This is a genomic window from Gilliamella sp. ESL0250, assembly GCF_013345045.1.
Classification (GTDB): Bacteria; Pseudomonadota; Gammaproteobacteria; order Enterobacterales; family Orbaceae; genus Gilliamella; species Gilliamella apicola_H.
Genome location: NZ_JAAEDV010000004.1, coordinates 110,921 through 127,880, shown reverse-complemented (window position 1 = coordinate 127,880; position 16,960 = coordinate 110,921). Strand labels below are relative to the sequence as shown.

Here is a 16,960-nt window from a genome sequence, read left to right as displayed (position 1 = left end):
ATTTACGATGAAAATAAATAAATTACTTATAGCATCTTTGCTGTTCGGTACTACAGCTGTATATAGTTCCAATGCATTTTGTGTTGATGATTTTGTAGTAAAAGATATCAAATTCGAAGGTTTACAGCGTGTCACTCTTGGTGCTGCACTGCTTGAAATGCCAATCCAAGTTGGTGACTATGTTAATGAAGCTGATTTAGGTCGTATAATCAAATCACTGTATTCTAGTGGTAACTTTGATAATATCACTGTTTCTCGTGATGGCGACAGACTAATTGTTCATGTTCAAGAACGCCCGACGATAGCTAGCATAACTTTTTCTGGTAATAAATCAGTCAAAAACGACATGCTTAAAAAGAATCTAGATAGTTCTGGTATTCGTGAAGGCGAAGCATTAGATCGTACAATGCTTTCTGGTATAGAAAAGGGCCTAGAAGATTTTTACTACAGTGTTGGTAAATATAATGCTCAAATTAAAGCTGTTGTCACCCCGCTATCTCGTAATCGTGTCGATTTAAAATTAGTTGTTGCTGAAGGTAAATCAGCATTAATCGATCAGATCAACATTGTCGGAGCTAAAGCATTTTCATCAGAAGAACTTATTTCGCGTTTTACTTTGCGCGATGAAGTACCATGGTGGAACATGCTTGGCGATCGTAAATATCAAAAACAAAAATTAGCCTCTGATTTAGATGAATTGCAAAGTTTTTACTTAAACCGCGGTTATGCTCGTTTTAATATCGAATCAACTCAAGTCAGTTTAACGCCAGACAAAAAAGGCATTTACGTGACAATCAATATTCATGAGGGTGAACAGTATAAACTATCTAAACTTGAATTGATGGGTAATTTTGCAGGTCATAAAGAAGCGATTGCCAAAATTGCTAATGAAAAAGTATCAATTGGTGAGCTCTATAATGGTAAAAAGATTACCGAAATTGAAGATAAGGTTAAGCGTTTACTTGCTAATTTTGGTTATGCATATCCTAGGGTTTCAATCCAACCAGAAATGGATGATAGTGCACATACAGTTAAATTAAATGTACTGGTTGATGTTGGTCAACGTTATTATATTCGTAATATCAAAATCGTTGGTAATACGGTAACAAGCGAAAGCGTAATCCGTCGTGAGCTTCGTCAAATGGAAGGAGCTTGGCTAAGTAATGGTTTAGTTGAATTAGGAAAAGAGCGTTTAAGTCGTCTTGGTTTTTTTGATACTGTTGAAGCAAATACCGAGCGTGTATCTGGTGTGGATGATCAAGTTGATATTATTTATAAAGTTGCTGAACGTAATACAGGTAGTATCAAATTTGGTGTAGGTATCGGTTCTGATAGTGGTCTTAGTTTCAATGCGGGTATTTCTCAAGATAACTGGTTAGGTACAGGCAATAGTGTCTCATTTGATATTAACACTACTGATACTGATAAAACTGCGTCTATTTCTATCGTTGACCCTTATTTTACGGTCGATGGTGTAAGCCTAGGTGGTAGTATTTATTATAATACCTATAAAAATGACGATAAAGATGATGAGTCTGAATACTCAAGTAAGACTTGGGGAGCTTCTGCTAATTTAGGTTTTCCAATTAGTGAAAATAACTTTGTTCGTTTTGGTACTGAATATGCTAATCATAAGTTGTCCGATATGCAAGCGCAATATGGTATGTGGCGTTATTTTGAATCCGTGGGCGAAAATGTAAAAGACAGAAAGTCTATTTCTTTTGATACCAATGATTTATTGTTAAATGCTTATTGGACATATAACTCTTTAGATCGAGGGTTCTTTCCAACAGATGGTCTAAAGATGACTGCTAGTGCTAAAGTCACAGCGCCATTGTTTGATAATCGCTTTTATAAACTAGTTTCAGATGCCTCTTACTATTACCCAATTGATAATGACCATAATTGGATCTTCCTAACTCGTGCTCGATTTGGCTATGGCGGTGGTTTTGGTGGTAAAGAGCTACCATTTTACGAAAACTTCTATGCTGGTGGGGCATCAGTGCTACGTGGTTTCAAATCAAATACTGTTGGGCCTAAAGCGATATATCTTAATAAAAGTGGTGTTTGTGATAGCTTAGAAAATACATCTGGATGCACAAAATCAAAAGACGCAGTAGGTGGTAACGCCATCGCTTTTGCCAGTACTGAGCTGATTGTTCCAACTCCATTTGCTAGCGAAAAATACGCTGATAATATTAGAACATCGCTATTTTTTGATGCAGGTACTGTATGGGATACAGAGTGGGGCTTAAAAGGGCATAATATCCCTGATTATAGTTCGCCATCGGATATTAGAATGTCAGCAGGTCTTGCGGTTCAGTGGATGTCACCATTAGGTCCGCTAGTTTTTTCTTATGCTCAACCATTTAAGAAATATGACGGTGACTCATCGCAACAGTTCCAATTTAATATAGGTTCTACATGGTAATTCCATGTTATAAATAAAAACATAGGTGATTAAAGTGAAAAAAATTATATCTGTTCTTGGTGTTAGTGCAGCATTGCTATTTGCAGGTTTTGCAAATGCTGAAGTTAAAATTGGTGTCGTTGATGTTATGGGTGTATTACAACGTATGCCTCAACGCGAATCGGTTGGTAAAGCATTGGATAGTGAATTTGAAGCGAGAGCCAAATCATTACAAGCAGAAGAAAAAAAGGCAGGTGAAGCTGCTGCTCGTCTAAAAAAAGATGGTTTAACATTGTCTTCTTCTGAAAAGACGAAATTAAATAAGACAATTTCTGATTTTGAAAATAAAGCAAAGGCGTTTTCAGCGGATTATCGTAAACGTGAAACTGAAGAAGCAGGTAAATTATTAACTAAAATCCAAGAGGCTGTAAAAGATATTGTTGCAACCGAAAAATACGATATTATCTTAAAAGCCGAAGCAACATTATCAGCGTCAGATGCAGTTGATATTTCAGATAAAGTGCTGGAAAAGGTTAAATAATAATGTTTGCTTTTCGTTTAGCGCAACTGGCTGAGCAACTTGATGCTAAGTTACACGGTGATAGTGATTTAACTATCACTGGTATAGCATCAATGAGAAGTGCAGTATTTGGGCAAATTACTTTTTTGTCTGATAAAAAGTTACAAAGTAATTTATTAGAGTGTAAAGCTTCAGCAGTTGTCATGACTGAAGAAAGCCTTGAACATTGGAACGGGGCTGCTCTTATTGTAAAAAATCCTTATCTTGCATACGCAAAATTAGCCCAAATCCTTGATACAACGCCAACACCAGCAAAAGATATTGCACCAACGGCAGTCATTGATTCAACTGCTCAGCTCGGTCACAATATTTCGATAGGCGCTAATGCAGTTATCGAAAGCGGTGTGGTATTAGGTGATAATTGTATTATTGGTGCTGGTTGCTTTATTGGTAAAAATACAACAATAGGTGCAGGTACAAAGTTGTGGGCTAATGTCACAGTTTATCATAATTGTGTTATTGGCGAAAATTGCTTAGTTCAATCAAGCACTGTAATTGGTGCAGATGGTTTTGGTTATGCAAATGATAAAGGGAAATGGATTAAAATACCCCAATTAGGCCGTGTTGTTATTGGTGATAATGTTGAAATTGGTGCCTCAACAACAATCGATCGTGGTGCGTTAGATGATACTGTTATAGGTAACGGTGTGATTATTGATAATCAATGCCAAATAGCGCATAACGATATTATTGGCGATCATACAGCGGTAGCAGGTGGTGTTATTATGGCTGGAAGTCTAACCATTGGACGCCACTGCTTAATTGGCGGTGCTAGTGTTATTAATGGGCACATGGAAATATGTGATCAAGTTACAGTAACTGGTATGGGTATGGTGATGCGTCCAATAACTGAGCCAGGTGTTTATTCATCAGGTATTCCATTACAAAAGAATAAAGTATGGCGAAAAACAGCTTCATTAGTTTTACATATTGATGAAATGAATAAACGTTTGAAATCGCTTGAGAAGAAACTATTAAATGTCTCGACGTAGACGATTACGGTCGGTATAATGCATGCCTATTTTTTAAATTTTTTAGCTCAGTTATCGTTTTTTATATAATCATGGGCAGGTAATATTCAATAATCTCGAGGTATAAAGATGCAAGTTTCGGTAGAAACAACACAAGGTTTAGGTCGACGTTTATCAATTACAATTAAATCAGAAGACATCAAAAAAGCGGTTGATAAAGAACTTATTAATACTGCAAAAAAAGTACGTATTGATGGTTTTCGTAAAGGAAAAGTACCTTTAAAAATTGTTGAGCAACGTTATGGCGCTTCTATTTTGCAAGATGCGTTAAGTGATTTAATGCAACGAAATTTTATTGAAGCAATTATTCAAGAAAAATTAAATCCAGCAGGTGCCCCAACTTATACACCACAAGAATATAAAGATGGCGAAGACTATACGTTTACTGTTGAATTTGAAGTTTACCCAGAAATCAAAGTTGAGAATTTAGACAAAATTGAAGTTGAAAAGCCTGTAGCAGAAGTTGTAGACGCTGATATCGAAACAATGATTGAAACTTTACGTAAACAACAAGGTGCTTGGAAAGAAGTTAAAAAAGCCGCTAAAGAGCAATATCGAGTTACTTTGGATTTTGTTGGTCAAGTCGATGGTGCTGAATTTGAAGGTGGTAAGGCTAATGATTTTGCATTGGTATTGGGGCAAGGTCGTATGATTCCTGGTTTTGAAGATGCAATTATTGGTCGTCAAGTAGGTGATCAATTTGATATTAATGTGACTTTCCCTGAAGATTATCACGCTGAAAATTTAAAAGGTAAGCCGGCTATATTTGCGGCAACACTTAAAAAAGTTGAAGAACTTGAATTACCAGAACTTACTGAAGATGTTATTAAACGATTTGGTATTGTTGATGGTACTGTTGAAAGCCTGCGAGCTGAAGTTCGTAAGAACATGACACGTGAGCTCAATGCAACAATCCGTAATAAAGTCAAAGTGCAAGCTATTGATGGTTTAGTTAAAAATAATGAAATTGATGTACCAGTGGCATTAATTGATCGTGAAGTTGATGTATTACGTCAACAAGCGTTATCTCGTTTTGGTGGTAATGTAAAACAAGGTATGGAGTTACCTAAAGAACTATTTGAAGCTGAGGCAAGAAAACGGGTTGCTACTGGTTTATTATTTAGTGAAATTATTGAAAGTAATAAATTGACTGCGGATGAAGCGCGTGTTCAGGCATTAATTGATGAGATTGCAACTGCATATGAAGATCCAAAAGAAGTTTTAGAATATTATCGCAAAGATAAAAAAGCGATGGAAAATATTCGAGCTGTAGCATTAGAGGATCAAGTTGTTGATCTATTATTAGCTAGTGCAAAAGTAACGGAAAAGAATTATTCGTTTTCTGAATTAATGAACCAGCAAATTGCTTAATCTATTAGCTTTTTCATTTAATTTAAAAAATCACTTAAAAGCCCAAATAAGGATCGTCTGTTTGGGCTATTTTGTTTAATTAGGAGATAAAAATGCCTTTAGAACCATATATGGGTGTTATTCCAATGGTTGTTGAGCAAAGTTCTCGTGGCGAACGAGCTTACGATATTTACTCACGATTATTAAAAGAGCGAGTTATATTTTTGACTGGACAAGTTGAAGATAATATGGCAAATCTAATTATCGCTCAAATGTTATTTCTAGAAGCTGAAAATCCTGATAAAGATATCTATTTATATATTAATTCACCAGGTGGTGTTGTGACTGCTGGCATGGCTATCTATGACACAATGCAATTTATAAAACCAGATGTCAGTACAATTTGTTTAGGACAGGCGTGTTCAATGGGATCATTACTTTTAACAGCGGGTACTAAAGGTAAACGTTATTGTTTACCTAATGCTCGTGTAATGATTCACCAACCTTTAGGTGGTTTCCAAGGTCAGGCTTCTGATATTCAAATACATGCACAAGAAATTTTACAGGTAAAAAATCGCTTAAATACGATTTTAGCAATGCACACAGGTCAAGACATTAGTGTGATTGAAAAAGATACCGATCGTGATAATTTTATGTCTGCCGATAAAGCGGTTGAATATGGCTTAGTCGATGCCATATATAGTAAACGATCTTAATATTAAATAGGTGGTAAAAGTGAATAAAGAAAGTTCAGAAAAATTACTCTATTGTACTTTTTGTGGTAAAAGCGAGCATGAAGTCCGTAAACTTATTGCTGGTCCATCATCTATTTATATTTGCAACGAATGCATAGGATTATGCAATGATATTCTAAAAGAAGAGACAAAAAGTTTCCTTTCTCACGAAGAGTTTATCAATCAACCATTACCAACACCACATGAAATTAGAAAACATCTTGATGAGTATGTGATTGGTCAAGAACGTGCAAAAAAAGTTTTAGCAGTCGCTGTGTATAATCATTACAAGCGATTACGTAATTATGCACGTCGCAGTGATGTTGAATTAGGTAAAAGTAATATTTTGCTCATAGGACCAACAGGTAGTGGTAAAACATTATTAGCGGAAACATTAGCTCGCTTTTTAGATGTACCTTTTGCAATGGCGGATGCAACAACGTTAACTGAAGCTGGTTATGTTGGTGAAGATGTAGAAAATATTATCCAAAAATTATTACAGAACTGTGACTATGATGTCGAAAAAGCTCAGCGCGGGATTATTTATGTTGATGAAATAGATAAAATTTCGCGAAAATCGGATAATCCCTCTATTACTCGAGATGTATCAGGCGAAGGGGTTCAACAAGCCTTATTGAAAATTATTGAGGGTACTATTGCTTCTGTTCCGCCAAAAGGTGGACGTAAGCATCCTCAGCAAGAGTTTTTACAAGTGGATACTTCAAAGATCTTGTTTATTTGTGGCGGAGCATTTAGTGGGCTTGATAAAGTTATCGAAAATCGTGTGTCAACTAATACAGGAATAGGTTTCGGCGCTGATGTAAAAAGCACTAAAAATAAAGTTTCTGAATCAGAATTATTAGCACAAATTGAGGTTGAAGATTTAGTTAAGTTTGGATTAATTCCAGAATTTATAGGAAGATTACCCGTTATAGGTACATTATCTGAACTGGATAAAAATGCCTTAATTAATATTTTAACTGAGCCTAAAAATGCTTTGACTAAACAATTTCAAACTTTAATTGAGTTAGATGGTGTCGAACTTGAGTTTACTAAAGAAGCGTTGGATGCTATTGCTATAAAAGCAATGCAACGAAAAACTGGTGCGCGAGGTTTGCGTTCGATTGTGGAAAATATATTATTAGATACTATGTACGACTTACCATCAATGACTGCTATAAAAAAAGTGATTGTAGAAAAAGAAACTGTTGAGCGATCCCAATCGCCAAAGTTAGTGCATTGTGAAGGTGCTGAACTTTCTGCTTGAAATAAAAACTTGCCATCATATATATGATGGCAAGAACGATAACCTCAAACTCATATTTAAGTCAAATTTCCATAAATGCTGTCAAAATGTTCCAGAAATAGTGTATGTTTAAATCCAGAAAGATCGACTTGAATATCTTAAAACGATCCCAATATTGATCTAATGGATTTGTACTACTAGAGAGAATGAAATGAAAATAAAACGAACCAAACACATGACTATGCCTATTTTACCATTGCGTGATGTTGTTGTATTTCCACATATGGTAATCCCTCTCTTTGTTGGTCGAAGTAAATCAATACGTTGCCTAGAAGGGGCAATGGAAATGGATAAGCAAGTCTTTCTTGTAACTCAAAAAAATCCTTCTCAAGATGATCCAAAGATTGATGATCTATATGAAGTCGGAACTGTGGCTAATATTTTACAGTTACTTCAATTGCCTGATGGAACAGTAAAAGTCCTAGTTGAAGGTGTTGAACGGGCTCAAATGGTTAATGTTATTGAGCAGGAGAGCAATGAATTTTTGATTGCAGAAGTTAAGCCATTAAGCGAAGTAAAAAAAGCTGATGATATAAATGAAGCTATGATTCGCTTAACTTTATCCAATTTTGATGAATACTCAAAGCTTAACAAAAAAATAACTCAGGAAGTTGTTGATTCTATTCGCTTACTTAAAGAACCGTCTCGTTTAGCAGACTCTATTGCCGCTACGCTATTTTTAAAGGTCGAACAAAAGCAAGAGATTTTGGTAACCGCTAATCTTGTAAAGCGTTTTGAATTGCTTATTTCATTGATGGAATCAGAAATTGATTTATTACAAGTTGAAAAAAACATTCGACAACGTGTTAAACAGCAAATGGAAAAGGCTCAAAAAGAGTATTATCTTAATGAGCAAATTAAAGCTATTCATAAAGAGTTAGGAGATATAGATAATAAACCTGATGAATATGAAGAGTTAAAAGAAAAAATTACTAAAGCTAAAATGCCAAAAGAGGCTACAGACAAAGCATTAGCAGAACTTAATAAATTAAAAATGATGCCGGCAATGTCTGCTGAAGCGACAGTTGTTCGAAGTTATATTGATTGGATGATTCAAGTTCCTTGGTATAAGCGTAGTAAAGTTAAAAAAGATATTGAAGGTGCACAAAAAGTTTTAGATAAGGATCATTATGGACTTGAACGTGTAAAAGATAGAATTTTAGAATATTTGGCAGTTCAGGGGCGTGTTAATAAAGTTAAAGGTCCTATTTTATGTTTGGTTGGACCTCCTGGGGTGGGTAAAACCTCGCTAGGTCAATCGATAGCTAAAGCAACAGGACGCCAGTATATTCGCATGGCTTTAGGTGGTGTGCGCGATGAGGCAGAGATTCGTGGGCATAGACGCACTTACATTGGCTCAATGCCAGGAAAACTAATTCAGCGTATGGCAAAAGTAGGCGTTAAGAACCCATTATTTTTATTAGATGAAATTGATAAGATGGCTTCGGATATGCGAGGTGATCCTGCGTCAGCATTATTAGAAGTACTTGATCCAGAGCAAAATAATGCCTTTAGCGACCATTATTTAGAAGTTGATTATGATTTATCTGATGTGATGTTTGTTGCTACCGCTAACTCTATGAATATTCCTGCGCCATTGTTGGATCGAATGGAAGTTATTCGTCTCTCTGGTTATACGGAAGACGAAAAGATGAATATTGCCAAGCAGCACTTGATTACTAAACAGATAGAAAATAATGGTTTAAAAACAAAAGAAATTAGTATTGATGACTCAGCTATTATCGGTATTATTCGTTATTATACTCGGGAAGCAGGTGTTCGAAGTTTAGAAAGAGAGATTGCAAAAATTTGCCGTAAAGTTGTTAAACAATTAGCGTTAGATAGCAAATTGAAGAAAGTTATTGTGACACAAGATAACTTAAAAGATTTCTTGGGAATACAGCGTTTTGATTATGGTAAAACGGATAATGAAAACCGTATCGGTCAAGTTATTGGTCTTGCATGGACTGAAGTCGGTGGAGACTTGCTTACCATTGAATCAGTAAGTGTATTAGGTAAAGGAAAATTAACTTACACGGGTTCATTAGGTGATGTTATGCAAGAGTCAATTCAAACCGCATTAACGGTTGTTCGATCTCGTGCAGAAAAATTGGGTATTAGTAGTGATTTTTATGAAAAACGCGATATCCATGTGCATGTACCCGATGGAGCAACGCCAAAAGATGGACCAAGTGCAGGTATTGCAATGTGTACTTCGCTAATTTCAACATTAACGGGTAATCCTGTTCGTTCTGATGTGGCAATGACGGGCGAAATAACATTACGTGGCGAAGTTTTACCTATCGGTGGACTAAAAGAGAAGTTATTAGCTGCACACCGAGGGGGAATTAAAACTGTATTGATTCCAATAGATAATGTAAAAGATTTGGAAGAAATCCCCGATAATGTGAAATCTGAAGTTGATATACATCCAGTCAAATGGATTGACGAGGTGCTCACAATTGCACTGCAAAATAACCCATTTGGTATGGAACCAGTGGATAAAAAAGTAACATTAAAAAAAACGTCTAAAAAGGCTATTAATAAATTAAAAAGTAGTGTTGATAGTTCTGTCAGATTAAACTAATTATTTTTTATTAATAAAGATCAACTTAATGTTGATCTTTTTTTTGGAGACTTAACATTCAGACAATAGCCAATTTAGTTAAATATGCTATACTTTCAAAATTCACATTAGGTATTTGGAGAATCGCAAGAAATGATGGAAACAATCCGGACAGCAGCAAATAATATTGTTGTTAAGATTATTTTTGCAATAATTATTTTATGTTTTATTTTCACTGGCGTCGGATTTTTAGGCTTTGGAGGTGGTAATAGTGCACGCGATCAGCAGCAATATATCGCAAAAGTTGATGGTGATGGTATAAGTCGAGCTGAATTTGAAGCTCAAGCTAGAGCAGTAACAGCAAATGCTGGAGGAGATAGTTCCTTTATTAAACAGCTGCGTCGTAATGTGTTATCTTATCAGATTGATAATTATTTAGCTTATAAATTTTCACAAAATATTAATCTGGCTATCAGTAATGATCAGATTAAAAAATTTATCGTAAAACAGAAAGATTTTTTTAAAAATGGTAAATTTGATAATCAGACGTATTTAAATCTTTTAGCTGAAAATAATTTTACTCCAAATAGTTATGCTGAAATTATAAGAACTGTATTACAGCAACAACAAGCAATTAATGCGCTAACAAGTAGTAGTTTTGTTTTGCCAATTGATTCTGAAATATCTTCACTCAAAAATCAAATTAGAAGCGTATATGCAACCTCAGTTGATACTTCTGTAAGTGATATTGATGAGGCGAATATTACCTTAGAAGACGAACAAAAATATTACAACGAACATTTAAAAGAGTTTTTTAAAAATGAGCGCGTAAAAGTAAAATATATTGTGATTTCTGAAGATATAGTGAGAAAAACAATTGGTGTTACTGAAGACGAGCTTAAAAATGAGTATAATAAAAATATCAAAATTTATTCATATCCTGCTAAGAAAGCTTATAGTATAATTTTTACTACGGATAAAGAACAAGCTAGGAATATTGCTAAAAACCTTTCATCTGGGGCTAATTTTGAACGTATAGCTAAAACAATTAATCAAAATAGTGATCTTTCACCATATGGCAAAAATGGTTCATTGGGTTGGTTTGCTGATGATGACTCTTTACCTCAAGTGTTTAAAGATGCCCAGTTAAAAAAAATTGGGAAAGTTTCAACACCAATCCCCGTTGATGGTGGTTATGCAATAGTGAAATTAGACGGTGTACAACCGGCAAAATCTATGGATTTTGATTTTGTGAAGTATCAAATTGACTCAAAACTCACTAAACAAAAAATACAACAAGCTTTAGAAAGTGAAGAAAATAAAATTAAAAATGCATTGAAAGATTCTCCAAAGACTATTGAAGAACTTGCTAACAAAGTTGGGCTTGAAGTAAGAAGTACTGATTGGATGTCTTTCAATGATAAGTTATCAATTACTACTCATCCTGAAGTTAGCGATGTCGTTTTTAGTGAAGAAATGATCGTAGATGGTAAAGCAACAGAAAAAATTTCTGATTTAATCACAGCTAACAGAAATTATGGGCAGTATGATTTTGTTGTGCAAACAATGGACTATCGCCCTGAAGGTATAGCACCATTTGATGAAGTTAAAGATAAAATTCATAAAAAACTCTTTAACGAAATGGCTCAAAACCAATTTAAATCGAGTGTTAATAATATATTGACCCAATTAAATGAAACTGGCAGTGCTAAAAATGTGAAGTTTGCAAAAAAATACACTTTGAGTCGAAATTCAACTGAACTCGATCAAAAAGTTGTTAATATGGTCTTTAATTTAAATCTTTCTGCATCAGGAAAACCTGTTTATGGTGCGGAAGTTTTAGATGATAAAAATGCTTATATTGTTGCACTAACTAAGGTAGATACACCAAATGAATATAAAGATATTTCTTCTGAGTTGTTACCTCTATTCATTAATAATACACATTCTTATCTTGCTGCAGATATACGTTCTAAAGCCAAAATAGAAATTATGCCTGATTCGAATTTGTGATTTAACTCCCAAAATAGTAGCAATAAAAGAAAAAAAGAAAAGCCACCTAGGTGGCTTTTCGCATTTTTATAATTCATGAAATTTTTTTATTTGATTAATTGAGATAGTGATAAAGCAAATTTACTTGCGTAACTATTTTTAGAGGTTAATCAAATGAAAGCATTTTTACTATTAGGTATTTTGTTATCAAGTTTTGTTGTTCCAAATACAAGTTTTGCCGACTCGGTTCCTGCAACGCCTGCACCAGTTAAACAGGAACAAAAACAAGTTGTCCAAGTCAATATTAATACTGCAACGGCAGAAGAACTATCAAAAGTATTGACGGGGATTGGAGTGAGTAAAGCAAAAAGAATTATTGAGTATCGAGAAAAATTTGGACCTTTTGTTTCAGTTGAGCAATTAAAAGATGTTTCGGGTATTGGACAGGCAATACTGGACAAAAATGCTGGCAAAATCACATTATAATTTATTATTTCCACCAATTAATATTGGTGGAAATAATAGCATCCTAATTATCAATAGGATCTACATCAATACTCCATCTTACTTTTGATGTTTCACTCCATTTAGCGATTATGATTAATAATTGATCCAATATTCGTTGTAATTGTTGCCTATTTGTATGTTGAAGAAGTAATTGCCAACGATGATAACCCGCTTTCTTTGGTTGATTAGCCGGCATTGGTCCAAGTTGCCATAAAGTATGATCACAATGAACTTTTAGCCAATCATGAATATGCTGTAAAAATGCTGGAGCATTATGATTATTGCGATCTGCGGCACGGATTAATGCTTGGTAACTAAATGGTGGTAATTGTGTCTGTTGCCGTTCTTGTAGTGTCAGTTTAGCGAATTTTGGGTAGCCTTCAGTAAGTAAAACGTTGAGTAAAGGGTGATCCGGATGATACGTTTGTAAAATAACTTGGCCTGCTTTTGCTTCACGGCCGGCTCTTCCTGATACTTGAGTATAAATCTGAGCAAACCGTTCTGTTGCTCGAAAATCACTTGAAAATAAAGCACCATCAACATCAACAATTCCAACCAAAGTAACATCGGGAAAGTGGTGTCCCTTAGCTAAAATTTGTGTGCCAACTAAAATGTGAGCCCCACCTTGTTCGATACTTTGTAGATAGTTATCTAATGCACTTTTTTTACTCACTGTATCTCGATCGATACGACTAATTTTAATTTTTGGAAAAAGAATCTCAAGCTGTTGTTCCAGTTGTTCAGTCCCAAATCCAATCGGTATTAGATGAGTGGAGCCACATTTTGGACATTGTTTTGGGATTGTTCTAGGTGTATCACAATAGTGGCAAATCAATTTTTGTTGTTTGTGGTGAAGTGTATAAGGCCTATCACAACGAGGACATTCAGCAATCCAACCACAATCATGACATATTAATAATGGTGAAAATCCTCGACGATTTAAAAATAACATTACTTGATTATTATTAGCTAAATGTTTTTTTATTTGCTCTATTAGTGGTTGAGATAGACCGGCCGCAAGTACTAACCCTCGCAAATCCAAAATCGACTGTCTGGCCAGTGTTGCATTACCGGCTCTTTCGGTTAACTGTAATAAATGGTACTTATGGTTTTGTGCATTATTGAGTGTTTCAAGCGATGGTGTTGCAGATCCTAAAATAACCGGAATATTGTTAAATTTAGCTCGAATAATTGCTAAATCTCGTGCATGATACCGCCACCCCTCTTGTTGTTTATAAGAACTATCATGCTCTTCATCAATAATAATTACACCCAACTCTTTAAATGGGGTAAAGAGCGACGATCGTGTACCTACAACAATTGCGTTTTCTCCTTTTTTACTTCTTAACCAAACTGTGAATCTTTGTTTATCGGTTAATCCTGAGTGTAAAATATCAATTGGTGCATTAAAACGCTGTTCAAAACGTTTAATTGTTTGTGGTGTTAATCCAATTTCAGGAACGAGTACTAATGCTTGCTTACCAGCAGCTAAAATATTAGAGAGTACATTTAAATAAACTTCTGTTTTGCCTGAGCCAGTGACACCTTCCAGCAAAAATACCTCAAATTGGTGATTTTGTGTATTGATTGTTTCTATAGCATATGACTGTTCCTTATTTAACTGAATTGAACTCGCATTAGTCGAAAAGTTTGTTTGCCATTGAACATCTTCTGGCTGGTAGCTGACTTGTTCTATAAGTTGTTTTTTCTGTAATTTGTGATAGACGGTGTTACTTACGTTAGTGTCAGAAATAGTATTATTTCTAAATGATGATAGTAATAATTTTTGTTTTGGGGTTCGTGATAGCGATTGCAAATCAATCTGCTTCCCCAATTTTGTTAATTGCCATTGTTTGGTTTCACCTTTGACTGCCAGATGTCCTTGCCTGAGTAAAGTAGGCATAGCATGGAATAGAACCTCACCAATTGGATAATGGTAATAACCAGCAGCCCAGTTTAATAACTGCCAAATAGATGGCGTAAAAACAGGCTCCGTATCAATAATTGTAGTAACAGTTTTTAAATTTTTAATATCAAATTCAGTTTTTTCATCAATACTAACAATAATCCCTATTGCGTCTGCGTCACGTTTGCCAAAAGGAACTCTAACCCGCATTCCGATTTGGGCAGGCTTTGTTAGGTGATAGTCAAATAGTTGGTAAAGTGGAACAGGTAAGGCTATATGAGCGATAAGCATTAAAAAATCACAAATATTATAATTAATATAAAACTATATTGTACGCAGTTTTTACTTAACCCGCAAAAACTATGAGAAGCAATTTATTATTATTAGAATATTTTGTTTACTTATCGGTATTTATTTCTTCATAGGATAAAATCGAAAAGTGGTAACTATTGGTAAAATTTGCTATCTTGGATATAGTTGATGATTTATAAATTATTGAGGATTTAAGGGTGCACAAATCATTTTCTCATATTAATCAGCGTGGTGATGCTCATATGGTTGATGTTTCAGATAAACAGATAACAACGCGAGAAGCCAGCGCTGAGTCATTGGTCTTAATGAATTCTGATACACTGAATATGATTATTGAAGGTAAACATCATAAAGGCGATGTTTTTGCAACGGCAAGAATTGCAGGCATTCAAGCAGCCAAGAAAACTTGGGAGCTTATTCCACTTTGTCATCCTCTTTGTTTAAGTAAAATTGAAATTAACATAGAAGCGGATAGAATCAAAAATTGTATTCGAATCCAATCTTTTTGTCGATTAAATGGACAAACAGGTGTTGAAATGGAGGCGATGGTTGCCGCATCAGTTGCAGCCTTAACTATCTATGATATGTGCAAGGCAGTACAAAAGGATATGGTAATTAGTCAAGTAAGGTTATTAACCAAGAGTGGTGGCAAGTCAGGCGATTTTATCGCCCAAAAAGTTTAATAGAGATAAGATGAATAAAGTTATTTTTTTTGCTCAAATTAGAGAATTAGTCGGAACTGATTGTATTATGTTAGATGCTAATCAACTTTCAGTGTCTCACCTTATCGATCAGTTAAGTGAACGTGGGGAGAAATGGTTATTAGCATTTAAGGAAAATACTGTTTTATGTGCGGTGAATCAAACATTGGTTGATCTTAATTATATTGTTCAAGACGGTGATGAAATTGCATTCTTTCCGCCTGTAACAGGCGGGTAACGTTATGGATCTTATCAAAGTTAGTAAAGAGCCTATCAATGTTAATAAGCTAAACGATTGGCTCTCACAATTACCGCAAGATGGTGCTGTTGTCTCTTTTATGGGCAAAGTCCGTCGTAATGAATCACAAACGATAAGTCTCTTTTTAGAACATTATGCCGGAATGACTGAAAAAGTATTGGCGAATATTATCGCTCAAGCTAGAGAGCGGTGGCAATTAAGCCGAATTGCAATAATCCACCGAGTGGGCGAAATTGATGCAAATGAACAGATTGTTTTTGTGGGAGTAAGTAGTGCACATCGCTTAGATGCGTTTGCTGCCACAGAGTTTATTATGGATATTTTAAAAAACGAAGCTCCTTTTTGGAAGAAAGAGCGAACGCCTTATGGAGAAAGTTGGATTGAGGCAAAAAAAACAGATATAAAGGCATTGAAAAAATGGTATTAGCGGTTATTTAGGTTATAATAGTACAAAGTTATATCATTCTTTTTATTGAGAGGTAATTAATGAACAATTATTCACCTAACGGTTCAATTATTGAACAAACAGGTAGTCGCATTCAAACATATATGAGCCATGTTTATGGTTGGATGACAGTCGGATTATTATTAACAGCTTTGGTAGCTTGGTTTGCATCTAATAATCTTGAGCTTTTGAACATACTATATAAAGGTATGTGGGTATTGCTTATAGCTGAACTTGGTTTAGTTTTTGTCATCTCGGGCTTGATTAATCGCCTGTCTGGATCGGTTGCGACCACATTATTTATGCTTTATTCAGTTTTAAATGGTTGTACGTTCTCGATTTACTTTATTGTTTATACTTCATCTTCAATAGCAAGCGTATTTTTTATTACAGCTGGTATGTTTGCTGCTTTGGCTTTTTACGGCTATACAACTAAACGAGATTTATCTGGTTTTGGACGTTTCTTATTTATGGGATTAATTGGTATCGTTATTGCTTCAATAGTTAATATCTTCATGCATAGCGAGCCATTAATGTGGGCTGTTACTTATATTGGTGTATTTGTTTTTGCAGGATTAACTGCTTATGATACGCAAAAACTTAAAGCATTAGGTGATCAATTATCACAAGATGACCCTAATATGTTTAGACGGTTTGTTATTTTAGGTGCACTAACCCTTTACCTTGATTTCATTAACTTATTCATTATGTTATTAAGAATCTTTGCAGATCGTCGATAATTTTATGTAATTCAAATAAAAGGGCTCTAAATTGAGCCCTTTTTGTTAAGATTCTATTAGTAATTTATTTCTTAGTGCTAGTTTGTTAAAAAATTCAGGAAAGCACTACGTTTAAGTATAA

At 34.8% G+C, this 16,960-nt stretch carries 14 protein-coding genes; 13 read left to right on the top strand and 1 reads right to left on the bottom strand.

Translation table 11 applies throughout. The features are described from left to right. Window positions 1-7: 7 nt before the first annotated feature. From bamA to GYY69_RS04960, 9 genes are all read left to right on the top strand, one after another. On the top strand, window positions 8-2,431 hold the full coding sequence (bamA, locus tag GYY69_RS05000) for an outer membrane protein assembly factor BamA (protein ID WP_174796684.1): 2,424 nt from the start codon (window positions 8-10) through the stop codon (window positions 2,429-2,431). Between the two features lie 34 nt (window positions 2,432-2,465). Further along, the gene (locus GYY69_RS04995) at window positions 2,466-2,951 is read left to right on the top strand and encodes an OmpH family outer membrane protein (protein WP_174796683.1); all 486 of its coding nucleotides are present in this window, start codon (window positions 2,466-2,468) and stop codon (window positions 2,949-2,951) included. A 2-nt stretch (window positions 2,952-2,953) separates the two neighbouring features. Further along, window positions 2,954-3,982: a UDP-3-O-(3-hydroxymyristoyl)glucosamine N-acyltransferase gene (gene lpxD, locus GYY69_RS04990; RefSeq protein WP_174796682.1), complete on the top strand. Its 1,029-nt coding sequence runs from the start codon at window positions 2,954-2,956 to the stop codon at window positions 3,980-3,982. A 108-nt stretch (window positions 3,983-4,090) separates the two neighbouring features. Further along, complete coding sequence (tig, locus tag GYY69_RS04985) at window positions 4,091-5,392, top strand: trigger factor (RefSeq protein ID WP_174796681.1); 1,302 nt, start codon at window positions 4,091-4,093, stop codon at window positions 5,390-5,392. A 92-nt stretch (window positions 5,393-5,484) separates the two neighbouring features. Next, complete coding sequence (clpP, locus tag GYY69_RS04980) at window positions 5,485-6,087, top strand: ATP-dependent Clp endopeptidase proteolytic subunit ClpP (RefSeq protein WP_174796680.1); 603 nt, start codon at window positions 5,485-5,487, stop codon at window positions 6,085-6,087. Between the two features lie 19 nt (window positions 6,088-6,106). Then, window positions 6,107-7,372, top strand: coding sequence for an ATP-dependent protease ATP-binding subunit ClpX (gene clpX / locus GYY69_RS04975; protein WP_446718882.1), 1,266 nt, complete (start codon window positions 6,107-6,109; stop codon window positions 7,370-7,372). A gap of 190 nt (window positions 7,373-7,562) precedes the next feature. After that, entirely contained in the window at window positions 7,563-9,998 is a 2,436-nt protein-coding gene (lon, locus tag GYY69_RS04970; RefSeq protein WP_174796678.1) for an endopeptidase La, read from the top strand. Between the two features lie 132 nt (window positions 9,999-10,130). Next, a complete protein-coding gene (locus GYY69_RS04965; protein WP_174796677.1) occupies window positions 10,131-11,990 on the top strand; it encodes a SurA N-terminal domain-containing protein in 1,860 nt (619 codons plus the stop codon). A 153-nt stretch (window positions 11,991-12,143) separates the two neighbouring features. Then, complete coding sequence (locus GYY69_RS04960) at window positions 12,144-12,455, top strand: ComEA family DNA-binding protein (protein ID WP_174796676.1); 312 nt, start codon at window positions 12,144-12,146, stop codon at window positions 12,453-12,455. A 43-nt stretch (window positions 12,456-12,498) separates the two neighbouring features. Here GYY69_RS04960 and priA read toward each other — a convergent pair whose 3' ends face one another. Then, window positions 12,499-14,673 carry a primosomal protein N' gene (priA, locus tag GYY69_RS04955; protein ID WP_174796675.1) on the bottom strand — a complete coding sequence of 725 codons (2,175 nt, stop codon included), beginning with the start codon at window positions 14,671-14,673 and terminating at the stop codon, window positions 12,499-12,501. Window positions 14,674-14,891: 218 nt separating this feature from the next. Here priA and moaC point away from each other — a divergent pair, with 218 nt between their 5' ends. Genes moaC through GYY69_RS04935 form a run of 4 tightly spaced genes read left to right on the top strand, consistent with a single transcriptional unit; the run spans window position 14,892 to window position 16,839 of the window. Beyond that, on the top strand, window positions 14,892-15,377 hold the full coding sequence (gene moaC / locus GYY69_RS04950) for a cyclic pyranopterin monophosphate synthase MoaC (RefSeq protein ID WP_342354062.1): 486 nt from the start codon (window positions 14,892-14,894) through the stop codon (window positions 15,375-15,377). Window positions 15,378-15,387: 10 nt separating this feature from the next. Beyond that, complete coding sequence (moaD, locus tag GYY69_RS04945; protein WP_065638332.1) at window positions 15,388-15,633, top strand: molybdopterin synthase sulfur carrier subunit; 246 nt, start codon at window positions 15,388-15,390, stop codon at window positions 15,631-15,633. A 4-nt stretch (window positions 15,634-15,637) separates the two neighbouring features. Further along, window positions 15,638-16,081 (top strand): molybdopterin synthase catalytic subunit MoaE, encoded by a 444-nt coding sequence (gene moaE / locus GYY69_RS04940; RefSeq protein ID WP_174796674.1) that lies wholly within the window; start codon window positions 15,638-15,640, stop codon window positions 16,079-16,081. A 59-nt stretch (window positions 16,082-16,140) separates the two neighbouring features. After that, complete coding sequence (locus GYY69_RS04935) at window positions 16,141-16,839, top strand: Bax inhibitor-1/YccA family protein (protein WP_174796673.1); 699 nt, start codon at window positions 16,141-16,143, stop codon at window positions 16,837-16,839. The last annotated feature ends 121 nt before the right edge of the window (window positions 16,840-16,960 follow it).